Source organism: Actinacidiphila paucisporea, assembly GCF_900142575.1.
Classification (GTDB): Bacteria; Actinomycetota; Actinomycetes; order Streptomycetales; family Streptomycetaceae; genus Actinacidiphila; species Actinacidiphila paucisporea.
Genome location: NZ_FRBI01000008.1, coordinates 136,593 through 152,803, shown reverse-complemented (window position 1 = coordinate 152,803; position 16,211 = coordinate 136,593). Strand labels below are relative to the sequence as shown.

General features: G+C 72.2%; 12 protein-coding genes. 9 read left to right on the top strand and 3 right to left on the bottom strand.

The genetic code is table 11. The features are described 5' to 3' along the window. Positions 1–686 precede the first annotated feature (686 nt). Positions 687–1,934: a chitinase gene (locus tag BUE44_RS14960; RefSeq protein ID WP_073498316.1), complete on the top strand. Its 1,248-nt coding sequence runs from the start codon at positions 687–689 to the stop codon at positions 1,932–1,934. A 119-nt stretch (positions 1,935–2,053) separates the two neighbouring features. Here the strand turns inward: BUE44_RS14960 and BUE44_RS14955 are convergent, their stop codons facing one another. After that, on the bottom strand, positions 2,054–2,842 hold the full coding sequence (locus BUE44_RS14955; protein WP_073498314.1) for an NAD-dependent epimerase/dehydratase family protein: 789 nt from the start codon (positions 2,840–2,842) through the stop codon (positions 2,054–2,056). A gap of 467 nt (positions 2,843–3,309) precedes the next feature. Here BUE44_RS14955 and BUE44_RS14950 point away from each other — a divergent pair, with 467 nt between their 5' ends. The 7 genes from BUE44_RS14950 to BUE44_RS14920 all read left to right on the top strand — a co-directional run bounded on the left by BUE44_RS14950 (position 3,310) and on the right by BUE44_RS14920 (position 10,327). Further along, on the top strand, positions 3,310–4,485 hold the full coding sequence (locus BUE44_RS14950) for an enolase C-terminal domain-like protein (RefSeq protein ID WP_073498312.1): 1,176 nt from the start codon (positions 3,310–3,312) through the stop codon (positions 4,483–4,485). Positions 4,486–4,649: 164 nt separating this feature from the next. Continuing rightward, positions 4,650–5,960 (top strand): ABC transporter substrate-binding protein, encoded by a 1,311-nt coding sequence (locus BUE44_RS14945; RefSeq protein ID WP_079189747.1) that lies wholly within the window; start codon positions 4,650–4,652, stop codon positions 5,958–5,960. A 42-nt stretch (positions 5,961–6,002) separates the two neighbouring features. Continuing rightward, positions 6,003–6,974, top strand: coding sequence for a carbohydrate ABC transporter permease (locus BUE44_RS14940; RefSeq protein ID WP_073498310.1), 972 nt, complete (start codon positions 6,003–6,005; stop codon positions 6,972–6,974). After that, positions 6,971–7,867, top strand: a complete 897-nt coding sequence (locus BUE44_RS14935; protein WP_079189746.1) for a carbohydrate ABC transporter permease — start codon at positions 6,971–6,973, stop codon at positions 7,865–7,867. The genes BUE44_RS14940 and BUE44_RS14935 overlap by 4 nt, the downstream gene beginning before the upstream one ends. 5 nt (positions 7,868–7,872) lie before the next feature. After that, positions 7,873–8,523: a DUF624 domain-containing protein gene (locus tag BUE44_RS14930; protein ID WP_073498308.1), complete on the top strand. Its 651-nt coding sequence runs from the start codon at positions 7,873–7,875 to the stop codon at positions 8,521–8,523. After that, positions 8,516–9,634, top strand: a complete 1,119-nt coding sequence (locus BUE44_RS14925; protein WP_073498305.1) for a Gfo/Idh/MocA family protein — start codon at positions 8,516–8,518, stop codon at positions 9,632–9,634. Before BUE44_RS14930 ends, BUE44_RS14925 begins: the two co-directional genes overlap by 8 nt. 75 nt (positions 9,635–9,709) lie before the next feature. Beyond that, positions 9,710–10,327, top strand: a complete 618-nt coding sequence (locus BUE44_RS14920; protein ID WP_073498302.1) for a TOPRIM nucleotidyl transferase/hydrolase domain-containing protein — start codon at positions 9,710–9,712, stop codon at positions 10,325–10,327. Between the two features lie 12 nt (positions 10,328–10,339). On the opposite strand, the gene BUE44_RS14915 is transcribed toward BUE44_RS14920, so the two are convergent. After that, a complete protein-coding gene (locus BUE44_RS14915; RefSeq protein ID WP_073498300.1) occupies positions 10,340–10,936 on the bottom strand; it encodes a hypothetical protein in 597 nt (198 codons plus the stop codon). 76 nt (positions 10,937–11,012) lie between these two features. Here BUE44_RS14915 and BUE44_RS14910 point away from each other — a divergent pair, with 76 nt between their 5' ends. Continuing rightward, on the top strand, positions 11,013–11,846 hold the full coding sequence (locus BUE44_RS14910) for an alpha/beta fold hydrolase (protein ID WP_073498298.1): 834 nt from the start codon (positions 11,013–11,015) through the stop codon (positions 11,844–11,846). A gap of 97 nt (positions 11,847–11,943) precedes the next feature. Here BUE44_RS14910 and BUE44_RS14905 read toward each other — a convergent pair whose 3' ends face one another. Then, on the bottom strand, positions 11,944–16,032 hold the full coding sequence (locus tag BUE44_RS14905) for a beta-galactosidase (protein WP_073498487.1): 4,089 nt from the start codon (positions 16,030–16,032) through the stop codon (positions 11,944–11,946). Between the last annotated feature and the right edge of the window lie 179 nt (positions 16,033–16,211).

Sequence of the window (16,211 nt, the reverse complement as noted above, 5' to 3'; positions counted from 1 at the left end):
GTGGGGGAATTGAAACGTAGCAAGCGCTTTCTCGCGACCAAGCTAGCGAGTGGGTCCCCGGAAGGGAAGAGGCGTGCCGCAAGCCGCTTTCCGGGCGCACCGCCGGTGCCCCGGCCAGTGCGCCCTGCCACCGACCTGCGGGCGCGCTACCGATGCCGCACGACGAAAGCGCAGGTCAACAGCCTTGACGGCGAGCCGCACCGCGCGCCCGCGCGAGCGGGAGGGCGCGCATCCGGCCCGCACTCAGATCGGCGGCCGCAGCCGGACAGCGGGGGCCGGCGGGGGTCCGGCCATTGAATCGGTTGAAATATCCTGCCCATCAGGGCCCTTCCGGCACGGCGTGGGCACACCTGCCGCCGCCCGGAGGGGCGGACCACAACCCGCCGACTGGGCGCGAGGCGCCGTGCGGTCACTTTCGAAGGGGCCCCGGTCCGGGCCTTCGTCGTCCGGCCACGCCGCGAACGGGACGTCGGCCGCCACCTGGACGGCCGCCCGCCGACGCGGCTCCCGCGCCGCGTCCGGGCGCTTCCCGACGCCATTCCGCCACTCGGCCGCGGCACGCGGAGAGAACCGAGAAGTTGGTCTAGTCCTCTTGACGCGGCATGGCTGCGCGCTGTTTGGTACGTACCAACTCAGGTCCGAGAAACGCACGTTCCCCCCACCGCTTCCACGCCCGAGGGACTCCCATGCACCTTGCGAAATGGGCGGCTGCCGCCTCCGTGCTCACGCTCGCGACCGCAGGCGCGGTCATCGCCCTGGCCCCCGCCGGCAATGCCGCGGCGGCCGGCGCCTACTCCGTGGCCCCCTACGTCGACATGTCGAACAGCCAGGAAGGCCTGCTCGACACCGCCATCACCGGGCATGGGCTCAAGGCCTACACGGCGGCCTTCGTGCTCGGCTCCGGCTGCAACCAGATATGGGGCGACACCCTCCCCATCGGCGCCGACTCCTTCACCGACCCGCTGATCGCCAAGGCGAAATCCGAGGGCGCCTCCCTCATCATCTCCTCCGGCGGCGCCAGCGGCCTGCCGCTCGCCTGGACCTGTGCCAACCAGGGCTCGATCGACGCCGGTTACCAGGCCCTCGTCAACGACTACGGCGTCAGCCAGCTGGACTTCGACATCGAGGGCGCCGCGATCGCGGACACGGCCGCGACGGCACGGCAGATGCAGGCGATGAAGGACCTCAAGGCCTCCAACCCCAACCTCAAGTTCTCGGTGACCCTGCCCGTCCTGACGAGCGGGCTGACCAACGACGGCGTGAACATCCTCAAGGCCGCCAAGAACGCGGGCGTCAGGATCGACGTGGTCAACATCATGACCATGGACTTCTACGCGGGCACCGGCACCGAGATGGGCCAGGGCTCGGTCTCCGCGGCCCAGGCCACGCTGGCCCAGATGCAGTCCGTCGACTCGGGCTACGGCTACGCCAACCTCGGGATCACCCCGATGATCGGCAAGAACGACGACGGGTCCACCTTCACCCTGGCGGACGCCCAGACGGTGGAGACCTTCGCGGCGCAGCACAGCATCGCGCGACTGGCCTTCTGGTCGATCAACCGCGACCAGCCGTGCGGCGGCAGCGCCAACTCGCTGCCGACGTGCAGCCAGATCAGCCAGAGCAGCCTGGCCTTCACCGACACCTTCATGCGGTACGCGGGCGGCTCGGGCGGCACCACCGGAGGGACGACCACGGGCGGCACCACCACCGGCGGCACCACCGCGGGCGGGACCACGACCGGCGGCACCACCGCGGGCGGGACCACCGGCGGCACGACCTGCACCACCGCCTCCTGGAGCTCCACGCAGATCTACACCGCCGGCAACAAGGCCTCCTGGAAGGGCCACAACTGGAACGCCAAGTGGTGGACGCAGGGCGAGGAGCCCGGCACGACCGGCGAGTGGGGTGTCTGGCAGGACCTCGGCGCCTGCTGACCAGCCGCCCCGCGGACCCGAACCCCGCTGACCCGCTGACCCGCTGACCCGCTGGTCAGGAACCCTCTACGGCCTGGCCCCGCTCCCGGGGCCAGGCCGGCCTGCCGTCGGCCCCGACGTCACCGGGTGCCGGCGGGGAAGGAGCCGCCGACCGTTTCGGCGGCCGGGACCTGCTCGGCGGGCTCGGGCGGCACCTCGGCGGCGAAGGCCTCGGCGTCGTCGCGCGGGTGGTAGCCGAGGGCGTCGCCGCCCTCGGTCGACCACCAGCGGCGGGTGTTCGCCGACACGCCCCACACCGGCACGCAGCCGGTGACCGGCGCGCGGAGCGCGGCGCCGACCAGGCGGCAGAAGTCGCCCGGCGAGAGCCAGGTCGCGAGCATGCGCGCCGAGGTCGGCCGCTCGAAGCAGGAGCCGATCCGCAGCAGCACCACCTCGGTGCCGTACCGGTCGGCGTAGAAGCCGCCGAGCGACTCCATCGCCGCCTTGGTCACGCCGTACAGCGAGTCGGGGCGGCACGCGACGTCGTCGGGCAGCGGTCGCCCGCCGGGCGGCCTGCGGTGGAAGCCCACCGCGTGGTTGCTGCTCGCGAGCAGGACCCGGCGGACCCCGGCGGCGGTGGCGGCGTCGAGCACGTTGCGCGTACCGCCGACGTTGACGGGGATCAGCCGGTCGCGGGTCGCCGCGAGGTTGTTGGCGACGCCGCCCAGGTGCAGCACGGCGTCCACCCCGTCGCAGGCCGCGGCGGTCGCGACCGGATCGGTGACGTCCAGCTGCCGCCAGTCCTCTCCGGGCGCCGCCTCCGGCACGGCGACGTCGGAGAGCCGCAGCGCCCAGCCTTCCGGCGGTCGGCGCAGCAGGAACCTGCCGAGCATGCCGGCGGCTCCGGTGACCAGCAGGGTGCGTTGCATGTCTGCGACCTCGTTCGTGTAATACGGGTGGTGCGGCGGCGGTTGCGGCTGCTGCTGCCACGCCGGGACCAGGCCCCCGCGGGCATCCGGTGGCCCGTGCCGCGCCCGGCCCGCGGCGGCCCGGCCCCCGCCCACCTGCGGGAGCGTGCCGGCACCTCTGCATCGATTCATACCGCATCCATACGTTCGCACGCCACGGGTTCGACCCCGCGCCGAGGTCCGGTCGTCGCGGGCTCCCGCAGGGCCCAGGCGCCAGCCCGACCCGCACGGCCTACGCCCCGGTCAGACGGTGGTCGGCAGTCGCGATCGCGGGATCGGGCAATCCTGCCGCACCTCTCGACGCCGAGGCCATCCCCGGTGCAAAATCGATTCAACGCAGCCTATTGACGTTGCTGACGGAGGCCCCGTAGCGTCCCCAACCATCTAGAGCGATGAACTACGTTCACATGGATGAAATGAGGGGCGCTATGGTGTCCGGTATAGCTCCCACCACGATCGTGGCCGTGTCGGCCCGGCTGTTCCGTACGACGACCCGGCTGGTGAGCGATTCCGACGGGCACGCCCACCCCGGAGACCGGCGGAGCGTGAACCGGGTGCTGCTCACGCTCACCGACAGCGAGGGCAACCAGGGGCGCTGCCTGGCCGGCGCCGCTCATACCGGCGAGGACCAACTCGCGCACCACGTACGGCCGGTGCTGCTCGGGCAGGATCCGTTCGACCGGGCGCGGTTGTGGCAGGAGCTGGCGCGGCGGCAGCGGGGCAGCGCCGGCACGCTGGGCGACCGTACGCTCGCCGCCGTCGAGCAGGCGCTGTGGGACCTGGCGGGGCGGCGGCTCGGGCTCCCGGTGTGGAAGCTGCTCGGCGGGATGCGCGACCGCGTCCCCGCCTACGGAAGCACGATGTGCGGCGACGAGATCCCCGGCGGGCTCGCCACCCCCGAGGACTACGCCTCCTTCGCGGAGAAGCTGGTCGCGGACGGCTACCACGGGATCAAGCTGCACACCTGGATGCCGCCGGTGTCCTTCGCGCCCAGCGTGGCGATGGACATCAGGGCCTGCGCGGCGGTCCGCGAGGCGGTCGGACCCGACGTACCGCTGATGCTGGACGCCAACCACTGGTACAGCCGGTCCGACGCGCTCGACCTGGGGCGCGCGCTGGACAGGCTGGGCTTCCACTGGTTCGAGGAGCCGATGGAGGAGCACTCCACCCAGTCCTACCGCTGGCTCGCCGACCAGTTGGACACCCTGGTCATCGGCCCGGAGAGCGTCGAGGGCCGGTTGCAGGCCAGAGCCGAGTGGGTCATGGCCGGCGCCTGCGACATCCTCAGGATCGGGGTGCACACCGCCGGCGGTATCGGCCCCGCGCTCAAGACCGTGCAGCTCGCCGAGGCCTTCGGCATGGACTGCGAGATGCACGGCGGCGGCGCGGGCACGCTCGCCGTGCTGGGGGCGGTCTCCAACAGCCGCTGGTACGAACGCGGCCTGCTGCACCCCTTCCACGACTTCGACGAGGTGCCACCGCACCTGACCCGAGCCGTGGACCCGATCGACGCCGAGGGCTACGTCCACCTCAGCCCCGAGCCGGGCCTCGGCGAGAGCTTCGACCTGGACTACATCGAGGCGGAAACGGTCAGGTCCTGGTGACCGCACCGCGCTGAACCGGGCCATCGCCTCGCCGCCGTCCGCACGCCCGCAGTGCAAGCGCTTACCCCCGCATGCACCGCCGGCCGCCGTGCACGCGGCCGGCCGCACCCCCGCACCGCCCCCCCGTCACCCGAAATCAGGCACTTCCCAGAAAGGCACCTCCCATGAGAACCCAGACCACCACCGCGCACCGTCGCTCGGTCCAGGTCACAGCCGTCGCCGCGGCAGTGGTCGCGTCGCTGTCGCTCACCGCGTGCGGAGGGGGTTCCGGCGGCTCGGGCGGCTCCGGCGGCAAGGTCAAACTGTCCTTCTCCTGGTGGGGCGACGCCTCCCGGGCCAAGGCCACCCAGGCCGCCGTCGCGGCCTTCGAGAAGGCCAACCCGACCATCACGGTGAGCACGCAGTACGCCACCTTCGGGCCGTACAACCAGAAGCTCGCCACCCAGATAGCCGGCGGCGGCGCGCCCGACCTGATGCAGATCGACTGGGGCAACCAGAGCCAGTACGCGCAGAGCAACACCCTGCTGGACCTGGCCGCCGGTCCCGGCGCCGTCGGCATCTCCGGGCTCGACCCGAAGTTCGCCGGCAGCGGCAAGGCCGGCGCCAAGCAGGTCGCGATCCCCTTCGGGCAGGCCACGCAGAGCATCGTCGTGGACGTCACCAAGCTCGAAGCCCTCGGCGTGGCCGTCCCGAAGGCGGGCTGGACGTGGGACGACGTGGCGACGTACGGCGCCGAGGTGAAGGCCAAGTCCGGCGGGAAGCTGTACGGCATCACCGACCCCGGCACCACCTGGGCCGCCTTCCAGTCCTGGCTGCTCCAGCAGGGCAAGCAGCTCTACACCCCCGAGGGCAAGCTCGGCTTCGGCAAGGACGAGCTGGCGGCCTTCTGGACGTACTGCGACAACCTGCGCAAGTCCGGTGCGGCGACGGCGGCGAACCTGACCGCCACGCTGACCAACGGCCCCGCCGAGGACCCGCTGGCCAAGGGCACCGCTGCCGCCGAGTGGGACTACGACAGCATCTACGCCAGCCACGCGGCCGCGACCAAGGACAAGCTGGCGCTGGTGCCGCTGCCGACGGTCGGCGGCCGGACGGGGATGTACGCCAAGCCGTCGATGCTGCTGTCGGTCTACTCCAAGTCCAAGCACCCCGCCGAGGCGGCCAAGTTGCTGAGCTTCCTGATCAACGACCCGGCGGCGGGCGCCGCCTTGGGCACCAGCCGCGGACTCTTCCCCAACGTCGCCGTGCGCAAGCAGCTGGCGGCCACCGCCACCGGCAACGACAAGGTCGTCGCCGACTTCGAGGCGGCCAACGCCTCGCAGCTGGCGGCGACGCCGACCGCCCCGCCGAAGGGCGACGGCCAGCTGATCACCCTGATGCAGCGCATCTACGGCGGCGTCAGCTTCGGCCAGCAGAGCCCCGCCGACGGCGGCGGCTCCTTCATGCAGCAGGCCGAGCAGATCCTCGGCAGCTGACGGCCGTTCGCCCAGGGGCCTGACAGGAGAAGGAGGAAGCTGGTGAGTTCGACGGCCAGGCTTGACAAGCGGGCATCGGCGTCGCCGACGCCTGCGACGAGGGAACACCGCACGAATCGGAAGCAGGGCTTCGCCGATCGAACCGCCGGTTATGTATTTCTGCTGCCCTGGCTCGCCGGGATCGCGATCTTCACTATCGGGCCGCTGGTGTACTCGCTGTATCTTTCGTTCACGAACTACGACCTGCTGCAGTCGCCGAAGTGGGTCGGCTTCGCCAACTACCACCAGATGTTCACGGCCGACCCCCGCTTCATGCACTCGGTGCGCGTGACGCTGATCTACGTCGTCGTGGTGACGCCGGTCAAGCTCGCGCTCGCGCTGGGTGTGGCGATGCTGCTGAACCGCAAGCGGCGCGGCATCGGGGTCTACCGCTCGCTGTTCTACCTGCCGTCGCTGCTGGGGACGAGCGTGGCCGTGGCGCTGGTGTGGCGCTCACTGTTCTCGCAGGGCGGCGCGGTGAGCGACGGGCTCGCCTCGCTGGGACTGCCGAAGACCGACTTCATCAACGACCCGAGCTGGGCGCTGCCCGCCATCATCCTGCTGGCCTGCTGGCAGTTCGGGGCGCCGATGGTGATCTTCCTGGCCGGTCTGAAGCAGATCCCGTCGGAGCTGTACGACGCGGTGGACGTCGACGGCGCCAACAAGTGGGAGCGGTTCCGGCACATCACGCTGCCGATGCTGTCGCCGGTCATCTTCTTCAACGTGCTGCTGGAGACGATCAACTCCTTCCAGGCCTTCACCCCGGCGTTCGTGATCAGCGGCGGCACCGGCGGGCCCGCGGACTCCACGCTCTTCTACACGCTGTACCTGTACCAGAAGGGCTTCACCGACTTCCAGTTCGGCTACGCGTCCGCCATGGCCTGGGTCCTGCTGGCGGCTGTCGCGGTGCTGACCGCGCTGATGTTCAGGGTCTCCAGGGTCTGGGTCTTCTACGGGGATGGAGGAAACCGATGAGCAGTCGTACCGCGGCCGCGCTGCCCGGTCCACCGGCCGCCGCGCGCCGGAACGCCGGGCGGCGGCCCGGCCGTACGGTGCTGTGGCACGTGGGGGTCGTGGTCATCGTCCTCGTGGTGATCTACCCGGTCATCTGGATGCTGGGCACGTCCTTCAAGCCGGCCACCGAGATCGTCACGTCCAACCGGCCCTGGCCGCTGCACTGGACGCTGCAGAATTTCCCCGACGGCTGGCACGCCAACCCGGGGGTCACCTTCGGGAGGTTCTTCCTCAACTCCCTGTTCATCTCGGTGCTCGCGGTGGTGGGCACCCTGCTGTCCTGCTCGTTCGCCGCGTACGCCTTCAGCCGGCTGGAATTCCGCGGGCGGTCCGTGCTCTTCGCGGGCATGGTGGTGACGATCCTGCTGCCCTACCACGTGCTGATCGTGCCGCAGTACGCCATCTTCAAGCAGTTCGGCTGGATCAACACCGACCTGCCGATCGTCGCGCCGAAGTTCCTGGCCACCGAGGCCTTCTTCATCTTCCTGATGGTCCAGTTCATGCGCGGCATCCCGCGGGAGATCGACGAGGCGGCCAGGATCGACGGCTGCGGCCCGTACCGCACGTTCCTCTACATCCTGCTGCCGCTGACCCGGCCGGCGCTGATCACCAGCGCGATCTTCAGCTTCATCTGGACGTGGAACGACTTCTTCACGCAACTGGTGTATCTCAACGACACCGACAGGTTCACCGTGCCGATCGGTCTGTCGCTCTTCGTCGACCAGACCGGGGCGACGTCGTACGGCCCGATGATGGCGATGTCGATCCTGGCGCTGCTGCCGGTGTTCCTGTTCTTCCTCGCCTTCCAGCGGCTGCTGGTCGACGGGGCCACGTCCAGCGGTCTGAAGGGATGACGCCGATGGCTTTCCAGGGATCGCCGGACGCCCGCCGCCGGGGGCGGCCGGGCTGGGCGCTGAGCCCCGAGCGGGGCGAGCAGGTGCGGACGGCGGCCGAGACGATGGCCGTCGGAGCGCTCTTCCTGCTGTTCGCGCTGCCGGTGGTCACCGCCGGCGCCGCGTGGTGCGCCGCGGCCGAGGTGGTCGCGGGCTGGCACCGCAAGCGGGAACTGCCGCTGCTGCGCACCTTCGCCGCCGTCGTACGCCGGGACCTGTCGGCCGGCCTCGCGGTGGAGGGCGTGCTGCTCGCGGTGGCCGCGGCGACCTGGTTCGAGGTCCATGTGGTCCTCGGCGCCCGGATGCCCGGCTACGCGCTGGAGGCGGCGGCACTGGTGCTGCTCGGCGGGCTGCTCGCGGGCTTCGTGCTGCTGGCGGTCGCCTGCCGTGCCGGTGCGGGTCTGACCTGGCGGGACGCGGTCCGCGACGCCGCGGAGCACGCGCGGGCGACTCTGTCCACGCTGCCGCTGGTGGTGACCGCGATGGCCTTCACGGCCGCGCTGATCGCCATCGTGCCGGCCTTCGCCGGCTTCATGGCCGGACCTCTCGCCTTCGCGGTCTCGGCCGTCGTCGCCCGCAACCGGAACGCGAGCCTGCCGGAGGACTCCGATGCCTGAGCGCACCAGCGGCCTGGAGGGCCGGCCGGTACGGGTCGCGATCGTCGGGACGGGCGCCATCGCGCGCGAGGCGCATCTGCCGGCCTACCGCGCGCTGGGCGGCGAGGTGGAGGTCGTCGCGGCCTTCGACATCGACGAGGCGGCCTGCCGCGCCTTCTGCTCCGCGGGCTCCGTGCCGTACGCCTACACCGACCTCGGCAAGCTGCTCGCCGAGCAGCGCCCCGACCTGGTGAGCGTCTGCACGCCGCCCGCGGTGCACCGCGAGCAAGCGGTGGCGGCGCTGCGGGCGGGTGCGTGGGTGTGGTGCGAGAAGCCGCCGTCGCGCTCGCTGGCGGAGTACGCCGCCATGGAGGCGGCCGAGGGCGGTGACGGCGGGCCGTACGCGGCGATCGTCTTCCAGCACCGGTTCGGCTCGGGCGCCGGCCACATCCGGTCGCTGATCGCCCGCGGGGCGATGGGCCGGCCGCTGGTCGCCCACTGCCAGACCACCTGGTACCGCGGCGCGGACTACTACCGGGTGCCCTGGCGCGGCAATTGGGCCGCGGAGGGCGGCGGCCCCACCATGGGCCACGGCATCCACCAGATGGACCTGCTGCTCGACCTCCTCGGGCCGTGGTCCGAGGTACGGGCCATGACCGGGCGGCTGGTGCACGACGTGGAGACCGAGGACGTGTCGACCGCGCTGGTGCGCTTCGAGAGCGGCGCGCTGGCCACCGTGGTCAACAGCGTGCTCAGCCCGCAGGAGGTGAGCCGGATAAGGATCGACTGCGAGCGGGCCACCGTGGAGCTGACCCACCTCTACCAGCACTCCAACGACGACTGGCGGATCACCCCCGCGCCCGACGTCGCCCTGGAGGAGCTGGCCGCCTGGCGCGGCATGGGTGAGAACGTGCCCAGCTCCCACCTGGCCCAGCTGCGCCCGCTGGTCGCCGACCTGCGGGCCGGGCGGCGGCCGCGGGCCAGCGGCGCGGACGGGCGCACGAGTCTCGAACTGGCCGCCGCGCTCTACAAGTCCGCCTTCACCGACACCACCGTGAAGGCCGGTGAGGTCGGTCCCGGCGACCCCTTCCACGCGGCGATGAACGGCGGCGCCACGGGCGGCGGCCTGTGAGGACCGGGGCGCTGGGGCCGCCCTGACGGGGGAAATCCCGTACCGCGGTGGCCGCGGAGGGGGCAGACTCCTGCCATGGCTGACATGGCGGCGTTCCGCGAGGCGGTCACCGCGTGGGCGGCCGGTGGCCCCGGCGACCGGGCCCGCGAGCTGGCGGGGCCGCTGCCGGCGACGACGGCGGTCCTGCTCGAAGGGCCGAGCGACGCCGCCGCGGTCGACGCGCTGGCCGCGAGCCGCGGCAGGGACCTGGCGGCCGAGGGGGTCTGCGTGCTGCCGATGGGCGGCGCGATGAGCGTCGGGCGCTTCGTCCGGCTGCTCGGGCCGGCGGGCCTCGGCCTGCGCCTGACGGGGCTGTGCGACGAGGGTGAGCGCCGCTTCTACGCCCGCGCGCTGGCGGCGGCCGGCCTGCCGGAGCGCGACTTCTTCGTGTGCGCGGCGGACCTGGAGGACGAGCTGATCCGGGCCCTGGGCGCGGCCCGGGTGGCCGAGCTGGTCCGGGCGGAGGGCGACGCGCGGGCGCTGCAGACCTTCCTGGGCCAGCCGGCCCAGCGCGGCCGCACCGCGGAGCAGCGGTTGCGGCGCTTCCTCGGGACGAAGAAGGGGCGCAAGATCCGTTACGGCCGCGTCCTGGTCGAGGCGCTCGACCCCGACCGCGTGCCGGCCCCGCTGGAGGGGCTCTTCGCGAGCCTGTGACCGCGGGGGCGGTCAGCCCCCGGCGAGCCGGTCGCGCTGGACCTGGCGGGCCAGCGCGCGGCGCACCGAGGCCGGCGCGGCGGGGGCGGCGGGCGCGGTGGCGGGCACGTCGAGGCCGCGGCTGATCGTGTCGTACGCGGCCCGGTAGCCGGCGGGCAGTTCCGCGTGGCGCAGCCGCAGGTCCTCCTCGACCAGCCGGCGCAGCTCGTCCACGTGCTGCGGGGTGAAGCGCCTGCGGCCCCTGGCCATGGCGTGGACCAGGCGTGCGCAGGCGGCCGCGTCGCAGGTCTCGGCGATCGCCTCGGCTAGCGCCCACAGCCGCCCTTCGAGCCAGGGCGTGTCGTGCTGGTCGAGGTCGAGCCCTAGCGGGGGCGGCTGCTCGCCCGTGCGGTGCCTGGCCATCTGCTTGGACACCGCGGGCTGGCTGACCTCGGTGAGCCGGGCGATCTTGTCCTGGGTCCAGCCGAAGCCGGCGAAGACCCTGATCATCTCCGTACGCAGCTTGCGCATCTCCTCGCCGGCCCGGATGACGTCGTTCATGTCCGCGAGCATGCGGGCGGCCTGCTCCTCGGTCAGCGTCTCGGGCGTGCGGTGCGTGTGCTCTGCCATATCTGGGGTGTATACCCGAGCCCACCGAATATAACCTGGTTGTACAACCGGGTGATGGCCTGCCAGACTGCGCTCCGTGCCCACTTTCACCGCTCCCGACGGGACCCTGCTCGCCTACCGCACGGCCGGCGACGGCGACCCGCTGCTCTGCCTGCCGGGCGGCCCGACCGACGCCCGCTACCTCGGCGACCTGGGCGGCCTGTCCGCGCACCGCCGGCTGATCCTCCTCGACCCCCGCGGCACCGGCGGCTCCGCCGTGCCCGCGGACACCTCCTCCTACCGCAGCGACCGCCAGGTCGAGGACGTCGAGGCGCTGCGCGTCCACCTCGGCCTGCCGCTGATCGACCTGCTCGCCCACTCCGGCGGCACCAACACCGCGATGCAGTACGCGGCCCGCCACCCGCGGCGGCTGCGCAGGCTCGCCCTGATCGGGCCCAGCACCCGGGCAGTCGGCATCACGATCAGCGGCGCCACCCGCCGCGAGGTCGCCCGGGGCCGCGCGCACGAGCCGTGGTTCCCCGCGGCCTTCACCGCCCTTGAAGCGCTCACCTCGGGTGCGGGCACCCCCGCCGACGCCGAGGCCGTCGTCCCCTTCCGCTACGGCCGCTGGGACGCCGCGGCCCGCGAGCACCACGCGCTGGGCCGCCCGGCGAACGACACGGCCGTCGCCCTCTTCGGCGCCGGCGACGCCTTCACCCCGGCCGCCACCCGCGCCGCCCTGGCCGCCCTCCCCTCCCCCGTCCTGCTGCTGACCGGCGAGTTCGACCTGAACAGCCCCCCGCAGCCGACCGCCGAGGTCGCCGCCCTCCTCCCGCGCGCCGCCCTCACCGTCCAGCCGGCCGCGGGCCACTACCCCTGGCTGGACGACCCCGCCGCCTTCACCGCGACGACCGCGGCCTTCCTGGCCTGACGCCCGCCGGTCCGGCGGCGAGGACCGTGTGGCGCGCATGCCGGACGGGCCGGCGGGGGAAAGGTCCCCCGCCGGCCCGTGGCCGCATGAGCGGGCGTCAGCCGCAGGTCACGACGGGCGTCCCCCAGTCGCCGTGGTCGTTGCCGTTGCCGTCGCCCGCGTCGCCGACCACCAGGTCGAGCACCTTGGCTCCGGTGACGTCGACGTCGATCGGTACGGCCGCCTGCTTGCCGCGGACCGTCGGGGTGGTGACCAGCGTCCTGCCGTCGGCGATCACCGAGAAGGTGACCGTACCGCCGCCGCCGGTCTCGTCGTCGACGCCGACCCGGGCGGTCAGCCGGGTGCAGGTGCCCGCGAGGTAGAGCTGCACGTCACTCACGGAGTTGGTGCCGAGGCCCTTGGCGTAGGCGGTGCCGGCTATGCTGAGCGGTCGGCCGTCGCCGGCCGACTGCTCGCCGACGCTGCTGTCGCGCTCCACCGGTCCCCATCCGTTGGTGGAGGACAGGAACGGCAGGTCGCTCACCGCGTCCTCGCCCGCCGCCGGGGCCGGCGGGATCGCGCCGACGACGCGCTCGTCACCGGCGGTCGCCTCGCGGCCGCGCTGCACGTAGTGGACGGTGGCGCCGAGCACCGACGCGGAGGGCAGCGTTCCGGCCGGTGGCTTCACCGTCCAGTGGAAGGTGGCCGACCTGCCGGGCAGCAGCACGGCCGCGGACGTGGGTCCGTCGGCGGCCGCGGTCCGGCCGTCGGGCACGGCGAGCGACGCGGTCAGCGCCGCCGCCGCCGGCCGGCCGGCCGGGACGCCCACGGTCGCCGAGGCGGTGAAGGCCTGCCCGGACTGCACGGTGTTCGGCACGTCGAGCGTCACGCCGACCCCGGGCGCGGCCGGCATCGCGTACGCGGCGCCGTCGTAGCGCGGGCTCGCGTTCTGCGCGACGTGCAGCGACGAGGCGTAGCTGCCGTAGTTCGTCAGCGCCACCTTGCCGAGCCCGCCGGTGCTGCCGTCGAGGTTCCACACCGCGATGGCGATGCTGTTGTGCCCATGGGGATCGAGGATGCCGTCGGGCACCGGGAAGGTGTGCTGCGGGCCGAGGTAGTTGACGTAGTTGCCGACCTGCCAGCCGTTGACGAAGATCGTGGCGCGGTAGCGGCGCGACGGGTCGTCGGTGAAGGTCAGGCCGAGCGAGGTGTCCTGGCCGCGCGGCAGGTCCAGGGCGGCGTCGGTGCGGTACCAGGACACGCCGGGGCGGTCGTCGGTGGTCGGCAGCGAGACCGTCTTCCACTTGCCGTCCGGGTAGCCGGGCAGCGACCAGCCGGCGCGCTCGCCGTACAGGCCGCCGTTCGCCAGCGGGCCGCGGACCGTGTCGAGCAGGTCCTCGCCGCCGCGGACGCCCTGCAGCCGCCAGGTGACCGGGGTGAGGGGCGCCCCGACGAGCGAGGCGCTGGTCAGGCCGCGGGCGGTCTTGTTGCCGTTGGAGGAGTTGTAGTCCTCCTCGTGGCCCATGTTGACCGTCAGGACGGATATGACGTTGTCCCCGGTCGGCTTCACCGACCCGGCGGGGAAGGTGAAGTCGGCGCTGCCGGTGGTGGAGCTGCCGAGGAAGGTGCCGTTGAGCCAGGCGGAGAAGGCCTGTGCCTTGCCGCCGGAGTCGGAGACCAGGTGGACGCCGGTCTCACCGCCGTCCGCGCGGAAGCGGCCGCGGTACCAGGTGTTGCCGGTGTGGAATCCGTAGTCGTCGGCGTAGAGCACGGGCAGCGAGTTGACGCCCGAGGAGCTGTTGGTGGTCGTCTTGGCGGCCACCTGCCAGCTGGAGTCGTCGAAGGCCGCCGCGGCTTCCGGGGACTCCTCCTGGTGCTTCCAGTTCGTCAGCGACGGCAGCTGCACCGGGGCGGCGACGGGGATCTGCCCGGTGAGGCTGCCGGTGGCCGACGCCTCGGTCTTCAGGGCGCGGCCGTTCCAGCTGACGCGGTCGGCCGAGGTGAAGACCTCGATGTCCTTGTCGTCGGCGTTGTCGCCGGTGAGCGCGACCGTACGGCCGTGGTCCCCGCTGGTGGCGGTGCGCAGCAGGTGGCTGCCGCGTAGCAGTACCGGGCCGGTCGCGGTGTCCTGGCGCCAGAAGGTCGCCGCCGTGGCCTTGTCGCCGACGAGCAGCAACTGCGGGCGCGGGCCGCCGCCGCTGACGGCGATCCGGATCAGGCCCTGGTGCCGGTAGTTCAGCCGCAGATCGCCGGTGGCCGCGTCCCAGGTGGTGGTGACCTGGCCACCGCTGCTGGTCACGGTGGGCCGGGAGGTGTAATGCAGCACGGTCTCGCCGTCGCTGCCCGCGTCGCCGTAGAGCACGGAGACGTCCCGGTCGCCGATGGTCGCCGTGGTCATGATCTCGGAGGTCGAGTACTGGAGTTGCGAGTCGCCGAGCTTGTCGTTCGCCACGATGATGTGCGAGTCGCGCCCGTCGAGGGTGATCGCGGTGCCCGGCTGCTGCGGCACGACCGGGTAGGTCGGTGTCGCGGTGCCGGCGGCCGGCACGTCGACGGCGTCGACGGAGACGAAGTTGTCGGTGGACGCCGAGCTGTGGGTGCCGGTGGCGACGATCTTCAGGGTGTGCGCCCCGGCCGCCAGGCCGGACTTCTGGAAGACCACCGCCTGGTTCTCGCTGCCGGAGTCGTCGACGGTGGCCGCCTTGGCACCGTCGATGTAGACGTCGGCGTAGCCGTGGTTGCCGGTCTTCGGGCCGATCCAGCGGACCGCGGTGCCGTCGAAGGGGACGGTGACGGAGTCGCCGGCCTGGTTGGAGAACGACTCGGTCTTCTTGTAGTCGCCGCCGGTGTAGCTCTGGTTCGCCACGTGCGACCAGGTGCCCGCGTACTGCAGGGCGGCGTCGGTGTCGTCCCAGGTGTAGGTGGTGTCGGTGACCGGCTGGGCGTTGAAGTCCAGGGAGATGTGGGTCGTGTCGACCGTCGTGGAGGTGGAGTCGCCGTGCCGCAGGACGTGGAACTGCGTCCCGGTGTCGGGGTTCTTCCGGGCGGTGTCGACCACGGCGCTGTTGTCCGGCGGGGTCGCCCTGATCGCGTCGGTCTTGGTCAGCGGGGCCACCGACTGGGTGAAGTAGCCGATGAGCTTGTCCTCGTCGTACTTCGGGTCGAGCTGCCGGTTCTCCCGGATCGCGGCGCCGTAGTCGTAGGACGTGTAGTTCTGCGGCTCGCCCAGCCAGCCCCAGTTGGTGCCGCCGTAGGTCATGTAGAAGCTCTGGGCGGTCGCGCCGACGGCGATGTTCTGCTTGTAGAAGACGTCGGCGAACTGGTCGTTGATCAGCTGGGCGCACTTGTCGTAGCCGGGGCCGCCCCACGGGTCGAAGGCGCCGCCCTGGAATTCCGGCGAGTACAGCGGCTTGCCGGCCGGGTGGTCATAACTGAGGTCGGGGACGCCGTTCCACTTGGTGGGGTTGGAGCAGTTGAAGCCCTGCGGGTAGGAGTCGGGGCCGTCGACGTCCAGGGCGCCGTCACCGGCGTTGAAGGTGCCGTTGTTGTTGCCGGTGAGCGGCACCGTGATGCCGTCGGCGGTGGCCTTGTCCTCCAGGTGCTTCATGTAGGCGCGGGCGTCGGCCGAGCCGTTGTAGTACTCGTTCTCGACCTGGTAGGCGATCACCGAGCCGGTGCCGTTGGTCACCTGGTGGCGGGCGATGATCCGGTCGATCTGGGTCAGCCACTCGTCGGCGTACTTCAGGAACTGCGGGTCGTCGGTGCGGTTCTTCTCCTCCTTGGTGGTCAGCCACCCGGGCAGCCCGCCGCTGTCGACCTCGGCGTTGATGTACGGCGCGGGGCGGGCGATCACGTACAGCCCCGCCTGCTCGGCCATGTCGAGCAGCTTGTCGACGTCGCGCACGCCGGTGAAGTCGTAGACCCCCGGCGCGGGCGAGTGGTAGTCCCAGTCGAAGTACAGGGAGGTGGCGTTGAAGCCGGCCGCCTTCATCTTCTGGAAGATGTCCAGCCACAGGTCGGGGCTGGGGAGCCGGAAGTAGTGGAACTCGCCCGACCACAGGTAGGTGCGCTTGCCGTCGACCAGGAAGGAGTAGCCGTCGAAGGTCACCGTCCGCGGCTTGGACGCGGTGGTGGCCGCCGGCGCCGCATCAGCGCTCGCGGCGGTGTCGTGGCGCGCGGCGCCGGCCGCCATCGCGGGCGCCGTCATGCCCGCGGACAGGGCGATGGCCGTGCCCGCCGCGATGGCCGCCCACCATCGCGCGCGGCGGCCCGGTCCTGCCGCCCCGGAACGGTTCTGCTGTCTGTGCACTGCGGCCTCCACACTGCCCGATGAGCCAAGTCCAAACAGATTCAATCGGAGTCGAACAATAGGAGCGGGTGAACGAC

What these genes read in the sequence shown, in the direction of transcription:
- BUE44_RS14905 (WP_073498487.1), bottom strand. Translation starts at nt 16,032, where the DNA reads ATGACGGCGCCCGCGATGGCGGCCGGCGCCGCGCGCCACGACACCGCC.
- BUE44_RS14920 (WP_073498302.1), top strand. Translation starts at nt 9,710, where the DNA reads ATGGCTGACATGGCGGCGTTCCGCGAGGCGGTCACCGCGTGGGCGGCC.
- BUE44_RS14955 (WP_073498314.1), bottom strand. Translation starts at nt 2,842, where the DNA reads ATGCAACGCACCCTGCTGGTCACCGGAGCCGCCGGCATGCTCGGCAGG.
- BUE44_RS14915 (WP_073498300.1), bottom strand. Translation starts at nt 10,936, where the DNA reads ATGGCAGAGCACACGCACCGCACGCCCGAGACGCTGACCGAGGAGCAG.
- BUE44_RS14925 (WP_073498305.1), top strand. Translation starts at nt 8,516, where the DNA reads ATGCCTGAGCGCACCAGCGGCCTGGAGGGCCGGCCGGTACGGGTCGCG.
- BUE44_RS14950 (WP_073498312.1), top strand. Translation starts at nt 3,310, where the DNA reads ATGGTGTCCGGTATAGCTCCCACCACGATCGTGGCCGTGTCGGCCCGG.
- BUE44_RS14935 (WP_079189746.1), top strand. Translation starts at nt 6,971, where the DNA reads ATGAGCAGTCGTACCGCGGCCGCGCTGCCCGGTCCACCGGCCGCCGCG.
- BUE44_RS14960 (WP_073498316.1), top strand. Translation starts at nt 687, where the DNA reads ATGCACCTTGCGAAATGGGCGGCTGCCGCCTCCGTGCTCACGCTCGCG.
- BUE44_RS14930 (WP_073498308.1), top strand. Translation starts at nt 7,873, where the DNA reads ATGGCTTTCCAGGGATCGCCGGACGCCCGCCGCCGGGGGCGGCCGGGC.
- BUE44_RS14945 (WP_079189747.1), top strand. Translation starts at nt 4,650, where the DNA reads ATGAGAACCCAGACCACCACCGCGCACCGTCGCTCGGTCCAGGTCACA.